The 18,902-nt window shown below is 70.9% G+C and carries 17 protein-coding genes; 9 read left to right on the top strand and 8 right to left on the bottom strand.

Annotated features, from left to right (window positions below; translation table 11 throughout):
- Positions 1-19: 19 nt before the first annotated feature.
- Positions 20-652, bottom strand: a complete 633-nt coding sequence (locus L3i22_RS34410; RefSeq protein ID WP_221321656.1) for a class I SAM-dependent methyltransferase — start codon at positions 650-652, stop codon at positions 20-22.
- A gap of 158 nt (positions 653-810) precedes the next feature.
- On the opposite strand from L3i22_RS34410, the gene L3i22_RS34415 reads away from it, so the two are divergent.
- Entirely contained in the window at positions 811-1,680 is an 870-nt protein-coding gene (locus L3i22_RS34415; protein WP_370644555.1) for an AraC family transcriptional regulator, read from the top strand.
- Positions 1,681-1,684: 4 nt separating this feature from the next.
- Here the strand turns inward: L3i22_RS34415 and L3i22_RS34420 are convergent, their stop codons facing one another.
- On the bottom strand, positions 1,685-2,233 hold the full coding sequence (locus L3i22_RS34420; RefSeq protein ID WP_221321657.1) for a hypothetical protein: 549 nt from the start codon (positions 2,231-2,233) through the stop codon (positions 1,685-1,687).
- Complete coding sequence (locus L3i22_RS34425; RefSeq protein WP_221321658.1) at positions 2,230-2,835, bottom strand: acyltransferase; 606 nt, start codon at positions 2,833-2,835, stop codon at positions 2,230-2,232. Before L3i22_RS34425 ends, L3i22_RS34420 begins: the two co-directional genes overlap by 4 nt.
- Positions 2,836-3,065: 230 nt before the next feature.
- Between L3i22_RS34425 and L3i22_RS34430 the strand changes: the two genes are divergently transcribed.
- The 3 genes from L3i22_RS34430 to L3i22_RS34440 are packed head-to-tail and all read left to right on the top strand — an operon-like array spanning position 3,066 to position 6,219.
- Positions 3,066-4,124, top strand: a complete 1,059-nt coding sequence (locus L3i22_RS34430) for a Gfo/Idh/MocA family protein (protein WP_221321659.1) — start codon at positions 3,066-3,068, stop codon at positions 4,122-4,124.
- Entirely contained in the window at positions 4,121-5,086 is a 966-nt protein-coding gene (locus L3i22_RS34435; RefSeq protein WP_221321660.1) for an NAD-dependent epimerase/dehydratase family protein, read from the top strand. The genes L3i22_RS34430 and L3i22_RS34435 overlap by 4 nt, the downstream gene beginning before the upstream one ends.
- Positions 5,083-6,219 carry a DegT/DnrJ/EryC1/StrS aminotransferase family protein gene (locus L3i22_RS34440; RefSeq protein ID WP_255657381.1) on the top strand — a complete coding sequence of 379 codons (1,137 nt, stop codon included), beginning with the start codon at positions 5,083-5,085 and terminating at the stop codon, positions 6,217-6,219. Before L3i22_RS34435 ends, L3i22_RS34440 begins: the two co-directional genes overlap by 4 nt.
- Positions 6,220-6,488: 269 nt before the next feature.
- Here L3i22_RS34440 and L3i22_RS34445 read toward each other — a convergent pair whose 3' ends face one another.
- Positions 6,489-7,142: an MBL fold metallo-hydrolase gene (locus L3i22_RS34445; protein WP_221321661.1), complete on the bottom strand. Its 654-nt coding sequence runs from the start codon at positions 7,140-7,142 to the stop codon at positions 6,489-6,491.
- A gap of 42 nt (positions 7,143-7,184) precedes the next feature.
- Positions 7,185-8,927 carry a hypothetical protein gene (locus L3i22_RS34450; protein WP_221321662.1) on the bottom strand — a complete coding sequence of 581 codons (1,743 nt, stop codon included), beginning with the start codon at positions 8,925-8,927 and terminating at the stop codon, positions 7,185-7,187.
- Between the two features lie 162 nt (positions 8,928-9,089).
- Between L3i22_RS34450 and L3i22_RS34455 the strand changes: the two genes are divergently transcribed.
- The gene (locus L3i22_RS34455; protein ID WP_221321663.1) at positions 9,090-10,343 is read left to right on the top strand and encodes an acyltransferase; all 1,254 of its coding nucleotides are present in this window, start codon (positions 9,090-9,092) and stop codon (positions 10,341-10,343) included.
- A gap of 898 nt (positions 10,344-11,241) precedes the next feature.
- Here the strand turns inward: L3i22_RS34455 and L3i22_RS34460 are convergent.
- The gene (locus L3i22_RS34460) at positions 11,242-12,459 is read right to left on the bottom strand and encodes an MFS transporter (protein WP_221321664.1); all 1,218 of its coding nucleotides are present in this window, start codon (positions 12,457-12,459) and stop codon (positions 11,242-11,244) included.
- A gap of 8 nt (positions 12,460-12,467) precedes the next feature.
- Entirely contained in the window at positions 12,468-13,577 is a 1,110-nt protein-coding gene (locus tag L3i22_RS34465) for a DegT/DnrJ/EryC1/StrS aminotransferase family protein (protein WP_221321665.1), read from the bottom strand.
- Between the two features lie 305 nt (positions 13,578-13,882).
- Here L3i22_RS34465 and L3i22_RS34470 point away from each other — a divergent pair, with 305 nt between their 5' ends.
- From L3i22_RS34470 to L3i22_RS34485, 4 genes are all read left to right on the top strand, one after another.
- Positions 13,883-14,815 carry a thiamine pyrophosphate-dependent dehydrogenase E1 component subunit alpha gene (locus L3i22_RS34470; RefSeq protein ID WP_255657382.1) on the top strand — a complete coding sequence of 311 codons (933 nt, stop codon included), beginning with the start codon at positions 13,883-13,885 and terminating at the stop codon, positions 14,813-14,815.
- Positions 14,812-15,822: an alpha-ketoacid dehydrogenase subunit beta gene (locus L3i22_RS34475; protein ID WP_221321667.1), complete on the top strand. Its 1,011-nt coding sequence runs from the start codon at positions 14,812-14,814 to the stop codon at positions 15,820-15,822. The genes L3i22_RS34470 and L3i22_RS34475 overlap by 4 nt, the downstream gene beginning before the upstream one ends.
- A 129-nt stretch (positions 15,823-15,951) precedes the next feature.
- The gene (locus tag L3i22_RS34480) at positions 15,952-17,067 is read left to right on the top strand and encodes a biotin/lipoyl-containing protein (protein WP_221321668.1); all 1,116 of its coding nucleotides are present in this window, start codon (positions 15,952-15,954) and stop codon (positions 17,065-17,067) included.
- A gap of 7 nt (positions 17,068-17,074) precedes the next feature.
- Positions 17,075-17,449 (top strand): VOC family protein, encoded by a 375-nt coding sequence (locus L3i22_RS34485; RefSeq protein WP_221321669.1) that lies wholly within the window; start codon positions 17,075-17,077, stop codon positions 17,447-17,449.
- A gap of 114 nt (positions 17,450-17,563) precedes the next feature.
- Here the strand turns inward: L3i22_RS34485 and L3i22_RS34490 are convergent, their stop codons facing one another.
- The gene (locus L3i22_RS34490; RefSeq protein WP_255657383.1) at positions 17,564-18,805 is read right to left on the bottom strand and encodes a lipase family protein; all 1,242 of its coding nucleotides are present in this window, start codon (positions 18,803-18,805) and stop codon (positions 17,564-17,566) included.
- Between the last annotated feature and the right edge of the window lie 97 nt (positions 18,806-18,902).

Consider the following 18,902-nt stretch of genomic DNA (forward strand, 5'->3'; position numbering starts at 1 on the left):
GCGATATGCCGACCCGCCGTCAGGCCGTGGCGCGGAGGAAGACGTAGTGGCCCAGGGTCCGGCGGCCCCCGCCCCGGCCGTTCCCGGTCGCGCCGGACAGGCCGGCCTCGGTCATCACCTCGACGAGGTGGGCGGGCGTGTGACCCGCGAGCCGGGAATGCCCGTGGTGGTTCGAGCCCTCGCGCGGGGTGCCGTCCGCGTCGACCACGTGCAGCTCACCGCCGGGGCGGAGCACCCGCCGGACCTCCCGCATCGCCGCGACCTGCGGTTCCGGGTCAAGGTGGTGCAGCATGTAGGAGGACAGGACCCGGTCGAAGCTCGCGTCCGGGAAGGGCAGCTCGTCGGCGTACGCCCGCTCGAAGCGGACCTCGACCCGCCGCCGCCGGGACTTGCGCCGGGCCCTGCGCAGCGCGGCCGGGTCCGGGTCGATGCCGACCAGCTCGACCCGCGGCACCCGCCGGCCGAGCTGCAGCAGCAGGTCGCCGGGCCCGCAGCCGATCTCCAGCACCCGCTCGCCGGGCTGGACCCCGGCCCGGTCGAGCAGCTCGCCGTGCACCCGGTGCAGGCCGGCGATCCGGGTGAACGGTTCGTAGAGGAACAGCATCCAGTGTCGCCCCATCGCCGGGATGTAGGGCCGGACAGTCTCGGTCATCGCGCACTCCTGATGGTGATCAGACGAAATTCGGTCGTACGCTCAGCGTCATGCAGCGCGACACCAGTGGCATCACCGATTCTTCGGCCGGGATGCGACATTCCTCGGATGTTCCGCACGCCCGGCCGACACGGCTGGACCGGCGCACCGCCGAGGGCGTGCCGGTCGCGGTCTACCGGCGCTCCCCCGGCACCCCGCCGGTCGCCGTCGCGCGCCTGCCCGACGTGTCGCTGACCCCGCACCCGCTGCCCGGCCCGCAGACCCACACCCACGACTTCCTGGTCCTCTTCTACGCCCACCGGGCCGCCGGCACGTTCCTCATCGACGACCGGAAGTGGTCAGTCGCCGACGGGGACCTGTTCGTCATCGCGCCCGGCCAGGTGCTGTCGTTTCCGGTCACGACGGCCGACGTCGTCACGGACGGCCGGGCCGTCTTCTTCCCCGCCGACGTGATCCGCGCCGGGGCGTACCCGTCCTGGCGCGCCCACCCGCTGCTGTTCCCGTTCGCCCGCGGCGCCGACCGCGCCCAGCGCCTGCGCATCCCGCCGGCGGAGCGGGCCGGCTGGCTGGACCGGCTGACCGCGCTGGAGGCCGAGTTGCGGGCCAGGCGGACCGGTTACGCCGAGGCCGCGCTGGCCCACCTGACCCTGCTGCTGGTCACCGTCGCCCGGCTGACCGGCGACGTCGCCGGCGACCTGCGGTCGGCCGACGAGCCGCTGCTCGCTGCCGTCTTCGACGTCATCGAGCAGCGCTTCCGGGACCCCATCTCACTGTCCGACGTCGCCGCCGAGGTCGCCCTGACTCCAGGCCATCTGACCACTTTGGTACGGCGTAAGACCGGCCGCACGGTCCAGCAGTGGCTCACGGAGCGCCGCATGCAGGAGGCCCGCCGCCTGCTGACCGAGACCGATCTGACCGTGGCAGCGATCAGCCGCCGGGTCGGCCACCCGGACGTCAGCTACTTCATCAAGCGCTTCCGCGCCGAGCACGACGCCACCCCGGCCCAGTGGCGCCGCCCCACCGACTGACGCCTCAGGGTCTGTCCAGGTCGCGGCGGATGTCGCGGACCTCGGCGCGGATGTCCTCCAGTTCGCGGCGCAGGTCCCGGCGTTTGCGCCATTTGTTCCAGCGACGCCGACGCTCGCGGTACTCGGTAGCGATGTCCTTGCGGCCGCGGTAGATCCCCACTCCGCCCGGGACCGTCATCATGAACAGGCCGGCGATCGCCGAGCCCAGCAGCTGGACGGCGCTGGTGTCGGTGTAGGCCTGCGTCGCGGACGGGCCGCTGACGGTGGCCGGCACCGGGCCGGTCGGGCGGTCCCACGGCCGCGGGGTGATCCGCACGTTGTTCACGCGCAGCCCGCCGCCGGTGAAGACGCCGCGGCACTCCCAGCCGGGGTCCTTGTCGGAGCTGGTCCGCTCGACCCACCGGCAGTCCGCGAACGGCGCGACCTTGCCCGGCTGCCCGACGAAGTACGCCTTCGCCGGATCCCAGCCGTGGTAGAGCACGACGGCACCGGCGACGATCGGGGCGCAGAAGACGAGCACGATCGCCGCCAGTGCCCAGTCCCAGGATTTCACGCCTCGGTGAGCGCCTCGGTGAGCGCGCCGCCGGCCTCGACGTACGAGGCGCCGGTCTCCGGGCACACCCAGACGCCGTCGCCCTCGGCGGTCAGCGGCTTGCCTGCCTTGCCGACCCAGCCGATGCGGCGCGCGGGCACGCCCACGACCAGCGCGAAGTCCGGCACGTCCTTGGTCACGACCGCACCGGCCGCGACGAGAGCCCAGCGGCCCACGGTCACCGGGGCGACGCAGACCGCGCGGGCCCCGATCGCCGCGCCCTCGCCGATCGTGACACCGACCGCGACCCAGTCGTGCCCGTCCTTGAGCTTGCCGTCCGGGGTGACCGAGCGCGGGTACTCGTCGTTGGTCAGCACCGCGGCCGGGCCGATGAAGACCCCGTCGGCGAGCCGGGCCGGCTCGTACACCAGCGCGTGGTTCTGCAGCTTGACGTTGTCGCCGATGGTGACGCCGGGGCCGACGTACGCCCCGCGCCCGATGTTGCAGTTGGCACCGAGTGTCGCGCCCTCGCGGATCTGGGCGAGGTGCCAGACCCGGGTGCCGGCGCCGATCTCGGCACGGGAGTCCACATCGGCCGTCGCGGCCACTGTCACATCGGACATGGAATGCCTCTCACGTAAGGTCGGGCACAGGGTAGCGGAGGCGATCGAGGGAGGATGTCGGGAAGTCGACGGCTCACTCCGAAGTGGCCGTTGGTCTACCTCGAACGGCCGAACGGATCGGCTTCCCCCTCCGGGCGCGCGGGAATGCGACACCGGTCTGGCGTCGCTCCTAAGGGGATGGATAGCTTCCCAGGAGTCTGTGAGTCCTGACCAGAGAGACGGGAAGTCTGTTGAACGCGTCCGAGCCGATCGGGATCGCCGTCATCGGGGCCGGGTACTGGGGCCCCAACCTCGTCCGCAACTTCCAGGGGAGCACGCAGTTCCGACTGCGCTGGCTCTGCGACCTCGACGTCGAACGGGCCAACCGGGTCCTCGGCGGGTACTCCACCGTCCAGGTCACCGCCGACCTCGAGGAGGTGCTCGCCGACCCGTCCGTGCACGCCGTCGCGATCGCCACCCCGGCCGGCACCCACCTGAAGGTCGCCCTGGCCGCACTGCGCGCCGGCAAGCACGTGCTGGTCGAGAAGCCGCTCGCGGCCACCTACGAGGAGGGCCTGCAGCTGGTCGAGGAGGCCGACGAGCGCGGCCTGACCCTGATGTGCGACCACACGTACTGCTACACCCCCGCGGTGCTGCGCATCCGCGAGTTGCTGCACTCCGGCGAGCTGGGCGAACTGCACTTCCTGGATTCCGTACGGATCAATCTCGGTCTCGTGCAGAAGGACATCGACGTGCTGTGGGACCTGGCGCCGCACGACCTGTCGATCCTGGACTTCGTGCTGCCCGAGGGCCTCACCCCGGTCGCGGTCGCGGCGCACGGCGCGGACGGGATCGGGGCCGGCCGGGCCTGCGTCGCGTACCTCACGCTGCAGCTGAGCAACGGCGCGATCGCGCACATCCACGTCAACTGGCTGTCCCCGGTGAAGATCCGCACGGCGATCTTCGGCGGTTCGAAGCGGACCCTGGTCTGGGACGACCTGAACCCCAGCCAGCGGCTGGCCATCTATGACCGGGGCGTCGACGTGGCGTCCCCGGACGAGCTCGGCGACGAGCAGCGCCGGGACATCCTGATCTCGTACCGCTCCGGCGACATGGTCGCGCCGGCGATCGGCGAGCGGGAGGCGCTGCGCACCATGGTCGACGAGTACGCACGGGCGATCACCACCAAGACGCCCGCGCTCACCGACGGCCGCTCCGGCCTGCGGGTGCTGGAGCTGCTGCAGGCGGCCTCCCGTAGCCTCGCCGAGGGCGGCACGATGATCAAGCTCAACGAAGGGCACATGGCGTGACGGCTGTATCGATCGAGGGCGCGCGCGCTCTGGTCACCGGCGGAGCGGGCACCATCGGCTCGCACGTGGTCGACGAACTCGTCCGCGGCGGCGCCGCCGAGATCGTCGTCCTGGACAACTTCGTCCGCGGCCGGCGGGACAACCTGGCCTGGGCGCTGGCGAACGGCCCGGTCGAGCTGGTCGAGGGCGACATCCGCGACGTCGACCTGGTCCGCAAGGTGACCGAGGGCAAGGACCTGGTGTTCCACCTGGCCGCGATCCGGATCACGCAGTGCGCCGAGGAGCCGCGGCTGGCCAACGAGGTGCTCGTCGACGGCACGTTCAACGTGATCGAGGCGGCCGCCGAGGCGGGCGTCAAGAAGCTGATCGCGTCGTCGTCGGCGTCGGTCTACGGCCTGGCCGAGGAGTTCCCGACCACCGAGCGTCACCACCCGTACAACAACGACACGTTCTACGGCGCGGCCAAGGCGTTCAACGAGGCCACCCTGCGCAGCTTCAAGGCCATGAAGGACCTGGACTACGTCGCCCTGCGGTACTTCAACGTGTACGGCCCGCGGATGGACATCTTCGGTCTCTACACCGAGGTGCTGATCCGCTGGATGGAGCGCATCGAGTCGGGCACCCCGCCGCTGATCCTCGGCGACGGCCTGCAGACGATGGACTTCGTGCACGTCGCCGACATCGCCCGGGCCAACATCCTGGCCGCCCAGGCGGACGTCACCGACCAGGTGTTCAACATCGCCCGCGGCGAGGAGACCAGCCTCAAGGAGCTGGCCGCCGCGCTCTCCGCGGTGATGAAGGCCGACCTGGTGCCCGAGCACGGCCCGGCCCGCGCGGTCAACGGGGTCACCCGCCGCCTGGCCGAGACCGAGCACACCGCGCAGGCGATCGGCTTCCGCGCCGAGATCGGCCTGCACGAGGGCTTGGAAGGGCTCGTCGACTGGTGGCGGTCCTCGAAGTGAGCGACCTCCGCAAGATCCCGGTGATGATCCCCATGCTCGGCGAGGAGGAGGCACAGGCCGCGGCCGATGCCGTCCGCTCCGGCTGGGTCGCCCAGGGTCCGCGGGTCAAGCAGTTCGAGCAGGAGTTCGCGGCCACGGTCGGCGCCGGCCACGGCGTCGCGGTCAGCTCCTGCACGACCGGCCTGCACCTGTCGCTGGTCCTGCTCGCCCTGCAGCCGGGCGACGAGGTCATCGTCCCGTCGCTGTCGTTCATCGCGACCGCGAACGCGGTCCGCTACGTCGGCGCGACGCCGATCTTCGCCGACGTCGACCTGGCCACCGGCAACCTGACCGTGGAGACGATCGACGCGGTCCGCACCGACCGGACCCGGGCGATCATCGCGGTGCACCAGGGCGGCGTGCCGTTCGACACGGCCGGCCTGCGCAAGGCCGCGGCGGACTGGGGCCTGGCGCTGGTCGAGGACGCCGCCTGCGCCGCCGGCTCGACCGCTTATGGTCAGCCGGCCGGCACCGGCGCCGCGATCGCCGCCTGGTCGTTCCACCCGCGCAAGGTGCTCACCACCGGCGAGGGTGGCATGGTCACCGTCGACGACGCCGAGGTCGCGGTGCGGCTGCGTCGGCTGCGCGAGCACGGCATGAACGTGTCCGCCGCTGATCGGCACGCCAGCTCCCAGCCGGTGCTCGAGGCGTACCTGGAGACGGCGTACAACTACCGGATGACCGACATCCAGGCCGCGGTCGGCCTGGTGCAGCTCGGCCGGCTGGCGGGCCTGGTCGAGCAGCGGCGGTCGCTGGCCGCCAACTATCAGCAGCTGCTGTCCGGCATCGACGGTCTGGTCCCGGTCCGGGACCCGGCCCACGGGACGACGAACTACCAGTCGTTCTGGGTGCTGATCAACGAGCCGTACCGGACCGGTCGCGACGACGTGCTGGCTGAGCTGGCCAAACGTGGCGTCTCGGCCCGGCGCGGGATCATGGCGTCCCACCTGGAGCCGGCCTACGCCGACGTCACGCCCGGGCCGCTGCCGGTCACCGAACGGATCACCAGCGACTCACTGATCCTCCCGCTGCACCACAAGGTGACCGAAGACGATCAGAAGTACATCGTCGACATCCTCCGCGAGCTGGCATAAGAGAAAAGAATGCGGCGGGCGCTCATTCCGGGCGCCCGCCCATTACCCATTTAATTCACATACCTTTTTGCCGATGTCCGCCGGGGTACAGATCGTCGCTCCCGCGGGGACCCTTCCGACCCTCGCAGGGCGCTGGCGCGCCCAGAACGCGAGGCCCGAAAGGGCGACGTCCGAGGGTGGTTGCGGTCAACCCGCAAACCGCGAGCCGCGTCACCGGCCGGGTCACAAATCGCTCGCGTAGGCTGTTTTAGTCCGCGGGTGGGCACGGTTTACCCCAAAACCTGGAAAACCACGCCCTCGCCGTTCGGGATGCGGTCGTAGTCGGTGTTTCCCTTCTCCCGCATCCAGGCGTCGAAGTAGTCGAAGCCGATGTCGGTCGACAGCATCCGGTCGTGGATCGGGAACGCCCGCTCCGGAGCCACCGCGCGGACGAAGTCCAGCGCCTCGCTCAGCTTGAACCACGGCGCCGCGGCCGGCACGAGCAGCGTCGTCACCGGCTGCGCGGGGACGAAGAACGAGTCTCCCGGGTGGTAGACGCCCTCGACCAGATAGCCGACGTTCGCACAGCCGGGCAGGCCCTCGTAGACCTCGGCGTGCTCCCCGCCGACCGCCGTCACCGCGAACCCGTCGGCGGTGAAGGTGTCACCGGGAGCGACCGGAGTGATCGCGTCGGCAACCCCACTCGCGCCTTCCCGCACGGCCAGCTCCCGGACCGCCGACGGCGCGAAGATCCGCAGCTCCCGGTCGATGAGCAGCGCGCCGATCCGCTCCAGGTCGATGTGGTCGTCGTGTTCGTGGGTGACCAGCACGTCGGTGACACCCTCGAACGCCGCCGGCTCGGTCCAGATGCCCGGGTCGATCAGCAGCCGCCGATTCCCGTCCTCGATCCGGACACAGGCATGGGTGAACTTGCTCAGCCGCATCGGCTCACCCTACTGATCGGCCGGGCCCCGCACCGCCCCTCGTCAGGCCGCCGCCAGCAGGTTGAGCAGGAACGCGACCGTGGCCGGCTCCGGCGTGACCCGCCCGGCCAGCATCTCGTCCAGCCACGCGTCCCGGACCAGGCCGGTGTCGCGCAGCGGGGCCGCCACCGACGGCTCGGCCCGCAGGTGCGCGACCACCAGCGACGCCATCTCGGCCGCGCCCAGCTGGGGACGGCCCTGGCCGCGCACCTTCTGCCGGATCTTGCGGGCCGCCTTCTGCGCGGTCACCCGGTACGCCGCGGTGCGGGCGGCCAGGCCGGGCCTGCCGAGCCGGTTCGGGACCAGCCCGGAGTCCAGCGGGACCGCGGCCAGCGCCGGGTCGAGCAGCGTGATCAACCGGCCGGTGAGCAGACCGTCCCGCTTCTCCGAGGGCCGGACCGCGTGGGCCAGCTGGATGAACCGGCGGTCGAACATCGGGTTGATGAAGTGCCGGTTCGCCGCGGCGACCGAGCCGTGCGCGCCGGACCAGCGCTGCATCCGCTGGTACAGGTAGAAGTGATCGGTCGCGGCCAGCCACTCGTCCGGATAGCCCTCGAACGACTCGGTGATCAGCTCCAGCGCGGTGGCCCGGGCGGACGCCGCGAACTCCGGCGCCAGCGCCTCGGTCTGCACGGCCTCGTTGGCGTAGAGCCGCCAGGTCGCCAGCTTCTCGATCAAGCGAGGGCCGGTCGTCGCGCCGGACGGCTGGCCGAAGTAGTAGAACCCGCGGCACGTCTCCCCGCCCAGCCCGGACAGCCGGTGCCCCTGGTCCAGCTGGGCCTCGGCGCGCAGCAGCGGCGCCAGCGCGAGCGGGCTGGCCATGCAGTCCAGCTCCCGCGCGGCGCGCAGGGCCAGGTCGAACGCCGCGGCCGGGGGAACCGCCGGGCCCTCGTCCATCCAGTGGATCTGAAGTTTCATCCCGGTCAGGTCGGCGAGCCGGGTCGCGAACCGCGAGTCGGTGCCGCCGTGCGTGTCCAGGGTCAGCGCGGGCAGCCCGGCGCGCAGCTCGGCCGGGATCGCCGAGAGCAGCACCCGGGTGTCCTGCCCGCCGGTCAGCTGCAGCACCGACCGCGGGTGATCGCGCAGGTAGGCCCGGTGGAACTCGGTCATCAGGGCGGCCTGCTCGGTGGCGGCCTCCTCGACCGACGGCGGCGGGCCGTCGACGGCGAGCGACTCCGCCACGTACCGGTGCAGGGTGACCCGGCCCTCGTCGAGGACCGCGACGTTGCCGGCCGGGACCTTGTGCACGCCGGCGAAGACCGTGCGCAGGCCGACCTGCCAGCCGACCAGGCTCTGCACGGCCAGCGCCGGCCGGTCGAGCTCCGCCCCGGCCAGGGCGGCGAGCGCGAGGGCGCTGGTGGAGACCGCGGCGACGCCCGGCCCCTGCCACCAGAACAGCTGCTGGAAGCCGAGCCAGTCGGTGGCCACCACGACCGGCGCCGCCGGCCCGTCGCGGTGCGCGGCGGCGAACGGCGGGACCAGCGCGGCGAGCGGGCCGCCGTCGACCTTGGCGCCGTCCCGCAGCAGGATGCCGAGGGCCTCGGTGGAGACGTCACCACCACGGGTCCGGGCGGCTTTGCCGAGCCGGACGGTGAACGCGCCCGCGTCGACCCGGTCGGTGGACTCGGCGCCGCCCATCGCGACCCAGCCGGTGGCGGTGCGGGTGACGACCGGATCGCCGGTCAGACGAGCCAGGACGGTGGGTGTCGGAGCGAGCTCCCCGGAAACCGCGAGGAACGACCTCACCGCTCAATTCCAATCATGCGAGCCAGCCTAGTATCCACAGTGGGTTACGAAAAGCGCCGGGACGACAGCCGAATCAGACATTCGGCCCGCATTTCCCGTACGTCCGCTGTCTTTGTTCTGACGAACTGGAATTTGACGAAGAGGGCGTGGTCTAATCCTCTGATGCGGGCTCCAATCTGGACGCGGCGAACCGTCGACACGGCCTTCTCCGGCCCGGAGAACAGTTTCGGTTTCCTTCGCCTGTTGTTCGCCTTCGCGGTGCTGGTCTCCCATTCCCTGCCGCTGGGTTACGGCCGGGAGGATCCGGGCGGCGGCCTCACCCACGGGCAGACCGCGCTCGGCGAGATCGGCATCCTGGGCTTCTTCACGATCTCCGGGTTCCTGATCACCCGCAGTGCCGGCCGGGTCCCGCTCCCCCGCTACCTGTGGCACCGCGGCCTGCGGATCCTGCCCGGCCTGTGGGTGTGCCTGATCGTCACGGCGTTCGTCTTCGCCCCGGTCGTCGCGTTGATCGAGCGCGGCAGCCTGACCGGCCTGTTCACCGAGCCCGGCGGCCCGTTCGGGTACGTGGTGAACAACGCCGCCATCGCGATCCGCCAGTACGGGATCGCCGGCCTGCTGCTCCACACGCCGTATGGTCGGCTCACCGGCACGTCGGTCTTCGACGGCTCGCTGTGGAGCCTGATGTACGAGGTGCTCTGCTACTTCATGGTCGCCGGCCTGGCCGTGATCGGCGTGTTGAAGCGGGCCCGCTGGGTCGTCGCGGTGCTGGCCGCCGGCCTGTTCGCGGTGATCGTGCGGGACTTTCTGACCGCGCCGCACCTCCCCGGCCCGCAGGGCGACCACGGCCCGTTCCTGGGGATCGGCGGCCTGGACTCGTACTCGCTGGTCTACCTCACCTACGTGTTCCTGCTGGGCGCGCTGTTCGAGGCGTACCGCAAGCGGATCGTCCTCAACGACGGCTTCGCGATCGTCGCGGCGGTCGTGCTGCTGGCCAGCCTGCAGTTCGGCGGCTTCGACGTGGTCGGCTACCCGGCCTTCGCGTACCTGGTGCTGTGGCTGGCGATCCGGCTGCCGAAGCCGTTGCAGCGGGTCGGCCGCCGGCACGACTACTCGTACGGCTTCTACATCTACGCGTTCCCGGTCCAGCAGCTGCTCGCCCTGCTCGGCGTTCCGGACCTCGGCCTGTTCGTCTACATCGTGCTGGCCAGCATCGGCACGTTCGCGCTGGCCATCCCGTCCTGGCACCTGATCGAGCGCCCGGCGATGTCACTCAAGCACTGGAAGCCGCGTCAGCGGACGACCGCCGGCGACCAGGCATCCGGGATGAACACCGCCGGCGTGCCGCTGCCGTCCGCCGGGACCACCCAGACGTCGCTGGCCGACGGCCCGCTGCCGGAGCGCGGCAGGCCGTAGAGCACCCGCGAACCGTCCAGCCACTCGATCTGGTCGTCGACGCTGCGCTTCTCGGTGAGCAGCGTGGACTTCCCGGTCGCGAGGTCGTAGACGGCGATCATCCACTGGCCCTCGGGCTGCCCGTTGCGGGTCTTGAACGCGACCCGGGTGCCGTCCGGCGACAGCGACGGGCACTCGGCGTCCTCGCGCAGCGCGGTCAGCGTGCGATCTTTCAGACTGCCGCGGACGAGCCAGGTCTTGTCGCCCGACGCGGCGGTCGCGTAGAAGTGGTCGTCGTCGCCGGTGAAGGTGACGCCCCACAGGTTGCGGTTCTGCGCGGTGATGCGCCTGCCGTCGACGTACAGCCGGAAGTCGGTTTCCAGGTTGAGGGGTTTGCCGGCGCCGGCGCCCAGCGGCGTCACCAGGGTCTCGGTGGAGAAGTCGCCCGGCGAGGAGTAGGCGTGCCCGGAGACGAACGTGGTGGTCGCCGCCCAGGTGCCGTCCGGTGACAGACGGGTGCGGCTCGGCACCCCGGCCAGCTCGAGCTCCCGGCCGGCCGTCCACGAGGCGTCGAACATCTCCGCCTTGTACGTGGTGACCAGCCCCGGCTTCGAGTAGAGGCAGACCGCCTCGTCCCGGTGCGCGTAGACGCGCTCGCAGGTCGCCTTCGTGAACGCCCGCGGCCCGGCCGGGTCGGCGAGCGGCACCAGCGCGACCCGGCCGTAGTCGTTGCCGATCGCGGTGCTCCGGAACACCACGTGCGCCTGACCGGAAACGGTCGCCAGGTCGGTGACCGGGACCGGCGGCGCGGCCGCGACCGCCGCCGCCTGCTCCTGCCGGGTGTGCACGATCGAGAAGACCGTGCCGCCGATCGCCAGCACGAGCACGACGGCGAACGTCGCCAGTTTGGTCCGCGGACTCACGTGTCGATGCCCTTCAGCAGCCACCCGGCCACCCCGATGCCGACGGTCAGGAAACCAGCCGCCAGGAACAGCGCCTGCGACGGCCCCATCGCCTCCCACAATCCGGCGAAGGCCAGCGAGACGGCGAACCGGGCCAGCACCACGACGGTCTGCGCGGCCGCGATGCCGCTGCCCCGGGCGGCCGCCGGGACGCGCTTGCTGATCAGCGCGGGCAGCACGCCGTCGGTGGCCGCGTAGTACGCGCCGACCAGCGCGAGCGCGACGAGCGTGGCGACCAGGCCACCGCGGGAGCCGCCCGCGACCAGGTAGGTGACCAGCAGCGCGAGGTGCCCGCCGAGGAACACCCGGGCCCGGCCGATCCGGTCGGCGAGCCGGCCGAGCGGGATCGCCAGGGTCAGGTAGACCAGGTTGGCGCCGACGTACATCAGCGGGAACCAGCGGGCCGCGAAACCGCCGCTGTGCTGCAGCGACAGGTAGAGGAAGCCGTCGCTGACGGTGAACAGGCCGAGCAGTCCGGCCGCGAGCAGCGGCTTGCGCAGGCGCGGACTGGCCAGCTCGTGGAACAACCGCTTCGCGGCCAGACCCCCGCCCGACGTACGGCGATCCGGCACGAACAGCACCAGCACCGTCACGCCGAGCAGGCCGAACGCGAACGACGCCACGAAGACCGAGGAGTACCCGCTCGGGACGAGCAGCAGCAGCCCGAACGCGACCAGCGGCCCGAGCGCGGCGCCGATCGTGTCCAGGGTGCGGTGCACGCCGAACGCGCGGCCCAGCATCGACGGCTCGGACGCGTCGGCGATCAGCGCGTCGCGCGGGGCGGTCCGGAAACCCTTGCCGAGCCGGTCGGCGGTGATCACGCCGGTGATCGCGGCGAAGCTGTGCGCCGGGATCAGCGCGATCCGGCTGATCGCCGAGATGCCGTAGCCGAAGACGGCGACCCACTTGGGGCGGCTGGTGCGGTCGTTCAGGTAGCCGCCGAAGATCCGGACCAGGGCGCTGACACCCTGGTAGAGGCCGTCGACGACACCGTAGGCCAGCAGGCTCAGCCCGAGCTCGGCGGTCATGTAGAGCGGCAGGATCGCGGTCACCATCTCCGAGGAGATGTCGGTGAGCAGGCTGACCACGCCGAGCAGGACGACCGTGGTCGCCACCCGAGCCTTGGGACCGGCCGCCCTGTCCTTGGCCGGCCGGTCCCGGATGGTGATGTACACGCTGTTACCTAGTTCTCCAGAGCTTTGGCGAGCGCTCGCGCGGTCGTCTCCTGCTGGTCCACGGTGATCTGCGGGTACAGCGGGAGCGACAGGATCTGGCCGGCGGCCTGCTCGGCGAGCGGGAAGCTGCCGACCGGGTACTTCTCGTCGGCGAAGGCGGGCGTCAGGTGCAGAGGGTACGGATAGTGGATGCCGGCGCCGACGCCCGCCTCGTGCAGCTTGGCGAGAACGGCGTCGCGCCGGGCCGGGCCGCCGGGGATCCGGACGACGTACAGGTGCCAGACGTGCTCGTTGCCGGCCAGGGTCTGCGGCAGCACCAAGTCCAGGTCGGCGAGCAGCTCGTGGTAGCGGGCGGCGGCGGCGCGGCGCAGCCGGTTCCAGGTGCCGAGGCGGGCCAGTTTCGCGCGCAGCACGACGGCCTGCAGGGCGTCGAGGCGGGAGTTCACCCCGACCAGGTCGTGCACGTACTTCTGGAGGCCGCCGTGACTGCCCAGCGTCCGTACCGTAATCGCTTGATCTTGATCGGGGGTGAGCACCGCGCCGGCGTCACCGTAGGCACCCAGGTTCTTGCCCGGGTAGAAGCTGGTGGCGGCGATGCCGTCGGCGCCCGCGGCCCGGCCGTGCCGCAGCGCGCCCTGCGCCTGCGCCGCGTCCTCGACGACCGCCACGCCGGTGCCGGCCAGCGCCTCGCGCAGGCGCGGGGCGTCGGCGAGCTGGCCGTAGAGGTGGACCGGGACGACCGCCTTGGTCTTCGGGCCGACCGCGGCGAGCATCCGGTCGACGTCGACGAGGTAGGTGGCCGGATCGATGTCGGCCAGCACCACGTGGGCGCCGATCCGGGCGACCGGCTCGGCCGTGCCGACGAACGTGTTGGCCGGCACGACGACCTCGTCGCCCGGGCCGACACCGGCCGCGCGCAGGGCGAGCTCGACCGCGTCGGTGCCGTTCGCGACGCCGACGACGTGCGCCGCGCCGGAGAACTCGGCGAACTCGCGCTCGAACGCCGCGACCTCGGGACCGCCGACGAAACCGGTGGTGGCCAGCACCCGCTTGAAGCCGGCGTCGACCTCCTCGGCGACCTCGGCGTGGGCGGCTTGCAGATCGACGAGCGGAATCATGTCAGCGTAACTCCTGCGAAGAGGGGTCTGGAGTGGACGGACGCTACTACCGGGGCGACCCCTGCGGCAGAGCTGTGACGGCTATCCGGCAGGCCGGTTTTCGTCACGGTACGTCGCGATCGGCTCGTCTACTGTAGTCAGCGCCACACGCACGCCGGTGCCATCCGTTGGGTGGGGCAGACCGGCCGTTCGGCTCGTATTCGACGATCCCCGTCGGCTCCACGATGGCTGAAGGTGTCTCCAATGGAGGCCCGCCCATCGGTAGGGTCGGGCGCGATGGATCACCGCCCTCGGGGAGGCAGATAGTGACTTCGACGGCGCTCGCGCCGGTGCGGACCGACCAGCTGCTCACAGGAGTCGCCGGCGAACCGCTCGACCACCGGCGTTACCGGCGGATGCGGTTCATCCGGCGATTCGAGGAGACGCTGCTCCAGCTGTTCGAGGAGGGTGCGTTGAACGGGACCACGCACGCTTGCATCGGGCAGGAGGCGGACGCGGTCGCCGTCACCGAACACCTCACCGAGGGCGACCACATCTTCAGCAACCACCGCTGCCACGGGCACTACCTGGCCCACTCCGGGGACGCGCTGGGGCTGCTGGCCGAGATCATGGGCAAGACCGCGGGCGTCTGCCGCGGCATGGGCGGCAGCCAGCACATCTGCGCGCCCGGCTTCAAGTCCAACGGCGTGCAGGGCGGCATCGTGCCGAACGCGGCCGGCATCGCCCTGGCCAACCAGCTCGAGGGCAACGACGCGGTCAGCGTGGTCTTCATCGGGGACGGCACGCTCGGCGAGGGCGTGGTCTACGAGACGCTCAACATGGCCGCGCTGTGGAAGCTGCCGCTGCTGGTGGTCTGCGAGGACAACCGGTGGGCGCAGAGCACGCCGATCGCCGCCAACATGGCCGGGTCGTTCGCGGGGCGGTTCGCCGCGTTCGGCGTTCCGGTCCGCTCCCTGGACTCCACCGACGTGGTCGAGATCAGTCAGGCCGCCGGTGAGGAGATCGCCGCGGTGCGGGCCGGCGAGGGGCCGCGGGTGCTGCTGATCCACACCTACCGGCTGTGTCACCACTCCAAGAGCGACGACGAGCGGCCGCAGGCCGAGATCGACGCGCACTGGCTGGTCGAGCCGCTGGTCGTGCACGGCCGGCGGCTCGCCGACGACGACCGGGTGCGGATCGACGACGAGGTGGAGACCGCGCTGGGCGAGGTCGTCGCGACGGCGAGGGCCCTGCCGTGATCTTCGCGAAGGAGCTCGGGGACACGCTGCGCGGGGCGCTCAGCGACGACCGGCGGGTCGTGCTGCTCGGGGAGGACATCGCCGATCCGTACGGCGGGGCGTTCAAGGTCACCCGTGGGTTGTCCACGGCGTTCCCGGCCCGGGTGCGGACGACGCCGATCAGCGAGGGCGCGATCGCCGGGATCTCGGCCGGGCTCGCGCTGGCCGGATACCGGCCGATCGCCGAGGTGATGTTCGGGGACTTCCTGACGCTGATGTTCGACCAGGTGGTCAATCACATCGCTAAATACCAGGCGATGTACGCGGGGCAGGCCACCTGTCCGGTGATCATCCGCGCGGCGACGGGTGGGCATCGCGGGTACGGGCCGACGCACAGTCAGAGCCTGGAGAAGCACTTTCTCGGGGTGCCGCATCTGCGGGTGGTGGCCGCATCGCTCTATCACGACCCGCGGGTGGTGTTCGCGGACTTCCTGGGGCGGGACGAGCCGGTGCTGTATGTCGAGCACAAGCTGCTCTATCCGCAGCATCTGACGCTGCCCGTCGACGGGATGGTCGGAGAGCTGGTGGCTACCAGTGACTCCTCGCCCGGGATGCTGCCCACCGTGCGGCTGTCGGCGGTGCCGGCTTCGGACTGTGTGGTCAGTGTGCTCGCCTATGGGTATCAGGCGCTGCTGGCGGCGAAGGTGATCGAGCGGCTGGCGATGGAAGAGGAGATCTTCGCGGAGCTGGTGGTGCCGGCTCAGATCGCGCCGATGGACTGGGGGCCGGTGGAGCGGTCGGTTTCGGTCACCCGGCGACTGGTGACCGTTGAGGAAGGGGCCGATGGGTGGTCGTGGGGGGCTGAGGCGGCTTCGGTGATCTCTCGGCGGCTGTTCGAGCGGTTGGATCGGCCGGTGGAGGTGGTGGCGAGCGCTCCTACGGTCATTCCCTCGTCGAAGACTCAAGAGGCCGAGGTTCTGGTCGGGAGTGCGCAGATCGAGGCGGCGATTCGTGCGGCTGTTCGCTGATTCGGTCGCGTTCGCTGGGGTTTGGCGCTCCGTGCGGGCGCTTGTGGCGTCGCGGGGCCTGCTGCGGTCGTACGGGGAAATCGGATTTGTCGGTTTTTTGGGTTTTTCTTTTGAATTAGGAGACTTGCGGTGAATCCCGTCCTGGTGCCCACCAACGACGTCAACAGCGAGCACGGCATCCTGGTGATGTGGTTCGCCGAGGACGGCGCCGAGGTGGAGAAGGATGAGCTGCTCGCCGAGGTGGAGACGAGCAAGGCGGTCCTCGAGGTGCTCGCGCCGGTCGCGGGGGTGCTGCTGCACGGCGCGGCCAAGGGGACCGAGGTTCCGCTGTCGCAGCCGATCGCGCAGCTCTTTCCCGACGCGGCCTCGCGGGACGCGTTCACTGCCGCGCAAGCTGCCGCTGCGGCGGCCACTCCCGCGTCGGACGGGCCGCGGGCCACGATGAAGGCTGTGCAGCGGGCCGCTGAGCTCGGGATCGACCTGGCCGGGCTCGGGCTGGACCGGCTGATCACGGTCAAGGATGTGGAAGCCGCGGTACAGCCCGTGGCGGCCGAGCCGGTTGATCTGCCCGCTCCGCTGGCCGGCGCGCCCGGGCGGCAGCGGATCCTGATCGTCGGGGCGGCGCTCGGGGCGACCCAGGTGCTGGACATCCTGGCCGGGAGTACGACCCAGCAGGTCGTGGCGATCGTGGACGACGACTCGTCCCGGTGGGGTGCGTCGGTGCACGGGGTGCCGGTGGTCGGTGGGTCCGCGCTGGTCGGCCCGCTCTTCGCGGACGGGCGGTACGACGCGGCGATCATCGCGATCGGGCGGTCGCCGGCGGTTCGGGCCCGGTTCCGGGAACTTTGCTCCGAGGCCGGGGTTCCGCTGGCCAACGCGATCGATCCGACGGCGAAGATCGCTACCGACGTGACGATGGGGCAGGGGAACATCATTTGCGCGTTCTGCCACGTGGCTACGGGTGTGCGAGTCGGGGACAACAACTTCTTCTCGGCGTACAACTCGTTCGACCATCACAGCGTGATCGGGGACGACAACGCCAGCGGGCCGTCGGTGGTGACGTCGGGCAAGGTGACGATCGGCTCGCGGATCCGGTTCGGGACCGGGATCTACATCGAGCCGGATGTGCACATCGGGGATGACTCGGCGGTTGCTTCGGGGGCGGTGATCGTCAGTTCGGTGCCGGCGGAGCATGTGGTAAAGACGAAGATCGTGACTACTACGGTCGTACCGTTGCGTCGTTAGGTTTGTCATGCCGGTGGGTCGTCTGCATCATCTGATTTTCGACTGCGCGGATCCGGCGGTGTCGGGGCGGTTCTGGAGTGCGGTGCTTGGGCTGCCGGTGACCTACGCCGACCCCGATTTTGTGGTGGTTTCCGTCGATACCAGCACGTCGGGGCTTGCCTTTCAGCGGGCGGCCGATCATCGGGCGCCGACCTGGCCGGATCCGGAGGTGCCGCAACAGTCGCACCTCGACGTGATGGTCGACGATCTGGCTGTTGCGGCGGAGGCGGTACTCGGGCTCGGCGCTCGGCGGTTGCCGGGTGGGGAGGATGTCTTCGCTGATCCGGCCGGGCATCCGTTCTGCCTGATCCCGCGGCCGGGTTGGGCGTCACCCGTGAACTGACCGCACCCGGTTGCCGCCGGGTGCGGTCAGCGTTCGTCGTGCTGTCTTTATCAGGGCCGGATCGGCCTCTATCGGTGCTGGATCGGTCTTTATCAGGGGCCGGATCGGCCTCTATCAGGGCTGGATCGGTAGGAGCGCGCAGGTGGAGAGGGCCGGGACGCCGGCCAGGCGCAGGCCGAGCCAGTCGACGGCGGTGCCCTGGTCGGTCAGGAGCGGGCCGAAGTGGTTCAGCAGCGGGCTGATCGTATTCGGCAGGATGACCGGGGCGTAGACGACCTTGCCGCCCAGCTTGCACCAGTCCGCGGCCATCGTGCGAGCCTGCCCGTGCGGGACCAGATTGTCGTTGACGCCGGTCGCGACGCGGACCACACCGGCCGGTTTGCGCGCGCCGATGCGCTGATCGTCGATGAACGACTTCAGCTCGGGCTCGGCCTTGATGATGTCGCTGACCGTCTGACCCGTCGTCGTCCACGAACTGCTCTTCTTGCCGGCATACGAGAGGATCGCGTCCCCGACGCACATCGTGGACAGGCTCTTCAGGACGGTTCGGCCGCTGTCGCTCAGATACCGGTCGAGGACCGTCTGCAGGGCCGGGGCGGACTGGGCGAAGCCGTTGATCGACCAGCCCAGCGCGCCCGCGAGCTCACTGCCGTCGATCCCGGCGACGACCTCGGCCAGGTTCGCCGGCGGCGCGCCGGCGTAGGTGGCGGTCACCTTCACGTCCGGGGCGTAGCCGGCCTGCAGCTCCGCCGCCGACGCGACCGCGCCGCCGCCCTGGCTGTAGCCGTACAGTCCGATCAGGGACTTTGTGGTGACCGAGGTGCTCGGCAGCGCTCGGGCCGCGCGGGCGGCGTCGAGCACGGCATGACCCTCGTCGACCCGGTTCACATACGTGTGCAGCCGGTCGGGCGTGCCGAGACCCACGTAGTCGGTCTGGACGACCGCGACGCCCTTGAGCAGGAGGCGGTACATCGCGAGCACCTCGTACCCGATCGACAGCGTCAACTGATCGTTCTCGGTCCCGATGATCAGGCCGCGCTGCAGGGCGAGGGATGTCGAGCACTGGTCGCCCTGGCCCATCGTGCCGGGCGCGAGCACGACCAGCGGACGGGCGCCGGCGCCCAGCCAGGGGAGGGCCGGCTCGACGTACGAACCGGTGACCGCGACCGCCTGCCCGGTCGAATCGGTCGACTTGTACATGATCCGGGTCGCGGTGCCCGGCAGTGTTCCGGTGATCCCGGGCAACGAGAACGCGAGCGGGAGCGGCTCGCTACGGATCAGTGCTCCGTCCGCGGCCGGCAACGTCGCCGGCGGCGTATAGAACGTGGGGATGGTGACGGCAGCTTCCGCCGGCACTGCCGCACCAACCGCAAACGCGGTCGTCACAGCAGCCACTACGGCAAAAAAGCGCAGGCGAATGGGCATGTCCGGCCTCCGGTGGAGTTGGCTCGGC

The organism is Actinoplanes sp. L3-i22, assembly GCF_019704555.1.
In the GTDB taxonomy this organism is placed as follows: Bacteria; Actinomycetota; Actinomycetes; order Mycobacteriales; family Micromonosporaceae; genus Actinoplanes.

Coding starts and splice junctions, on each gene's coding strand:
- L3i22_RS34410 (WP_221321656.1), bottom strand. CDS start 652: ATGACCGAGACTGTCCGGCCCTACATCCCGGCGATGGGGCGACACTGG.
- L3i22_RS34425 (WP_221321658.1), bottom strand. CDS start 2,835: ATGTCCGATGTGACAGTGGCCGCGACGGCCGATGTGGACTCCCGTGCC.
- L3i22_RS34445 (WP_221321661.1), bottom strand. CDS start 7,142: ATGCGGCTGAGCAAGTTCACCCATGCCTGTGTCCGGATCGAGGACGGG.
- L3i22_RS34455 (WP_221321663.1), top strand. CDS start 9,090: ATGCGGGCTCCAATCTGGACGCGGCGAACCGTCGACACGGCCTTCTCC.
- L3i22_RS34465 (WP_221321665.1), bottom strand. CDS start 13,577: ATGATTCCGCTCGTCGATCTGCAAGCCGCCCACGCCGAGGTCGCCGAG.
- L3i22_RS34485 (WP_221321669.1), top strand. CDS start 17,075: ATGCCGGTGGGTCGTCTGCATCATCTGATTTTCGACTGCGCGGATCCG.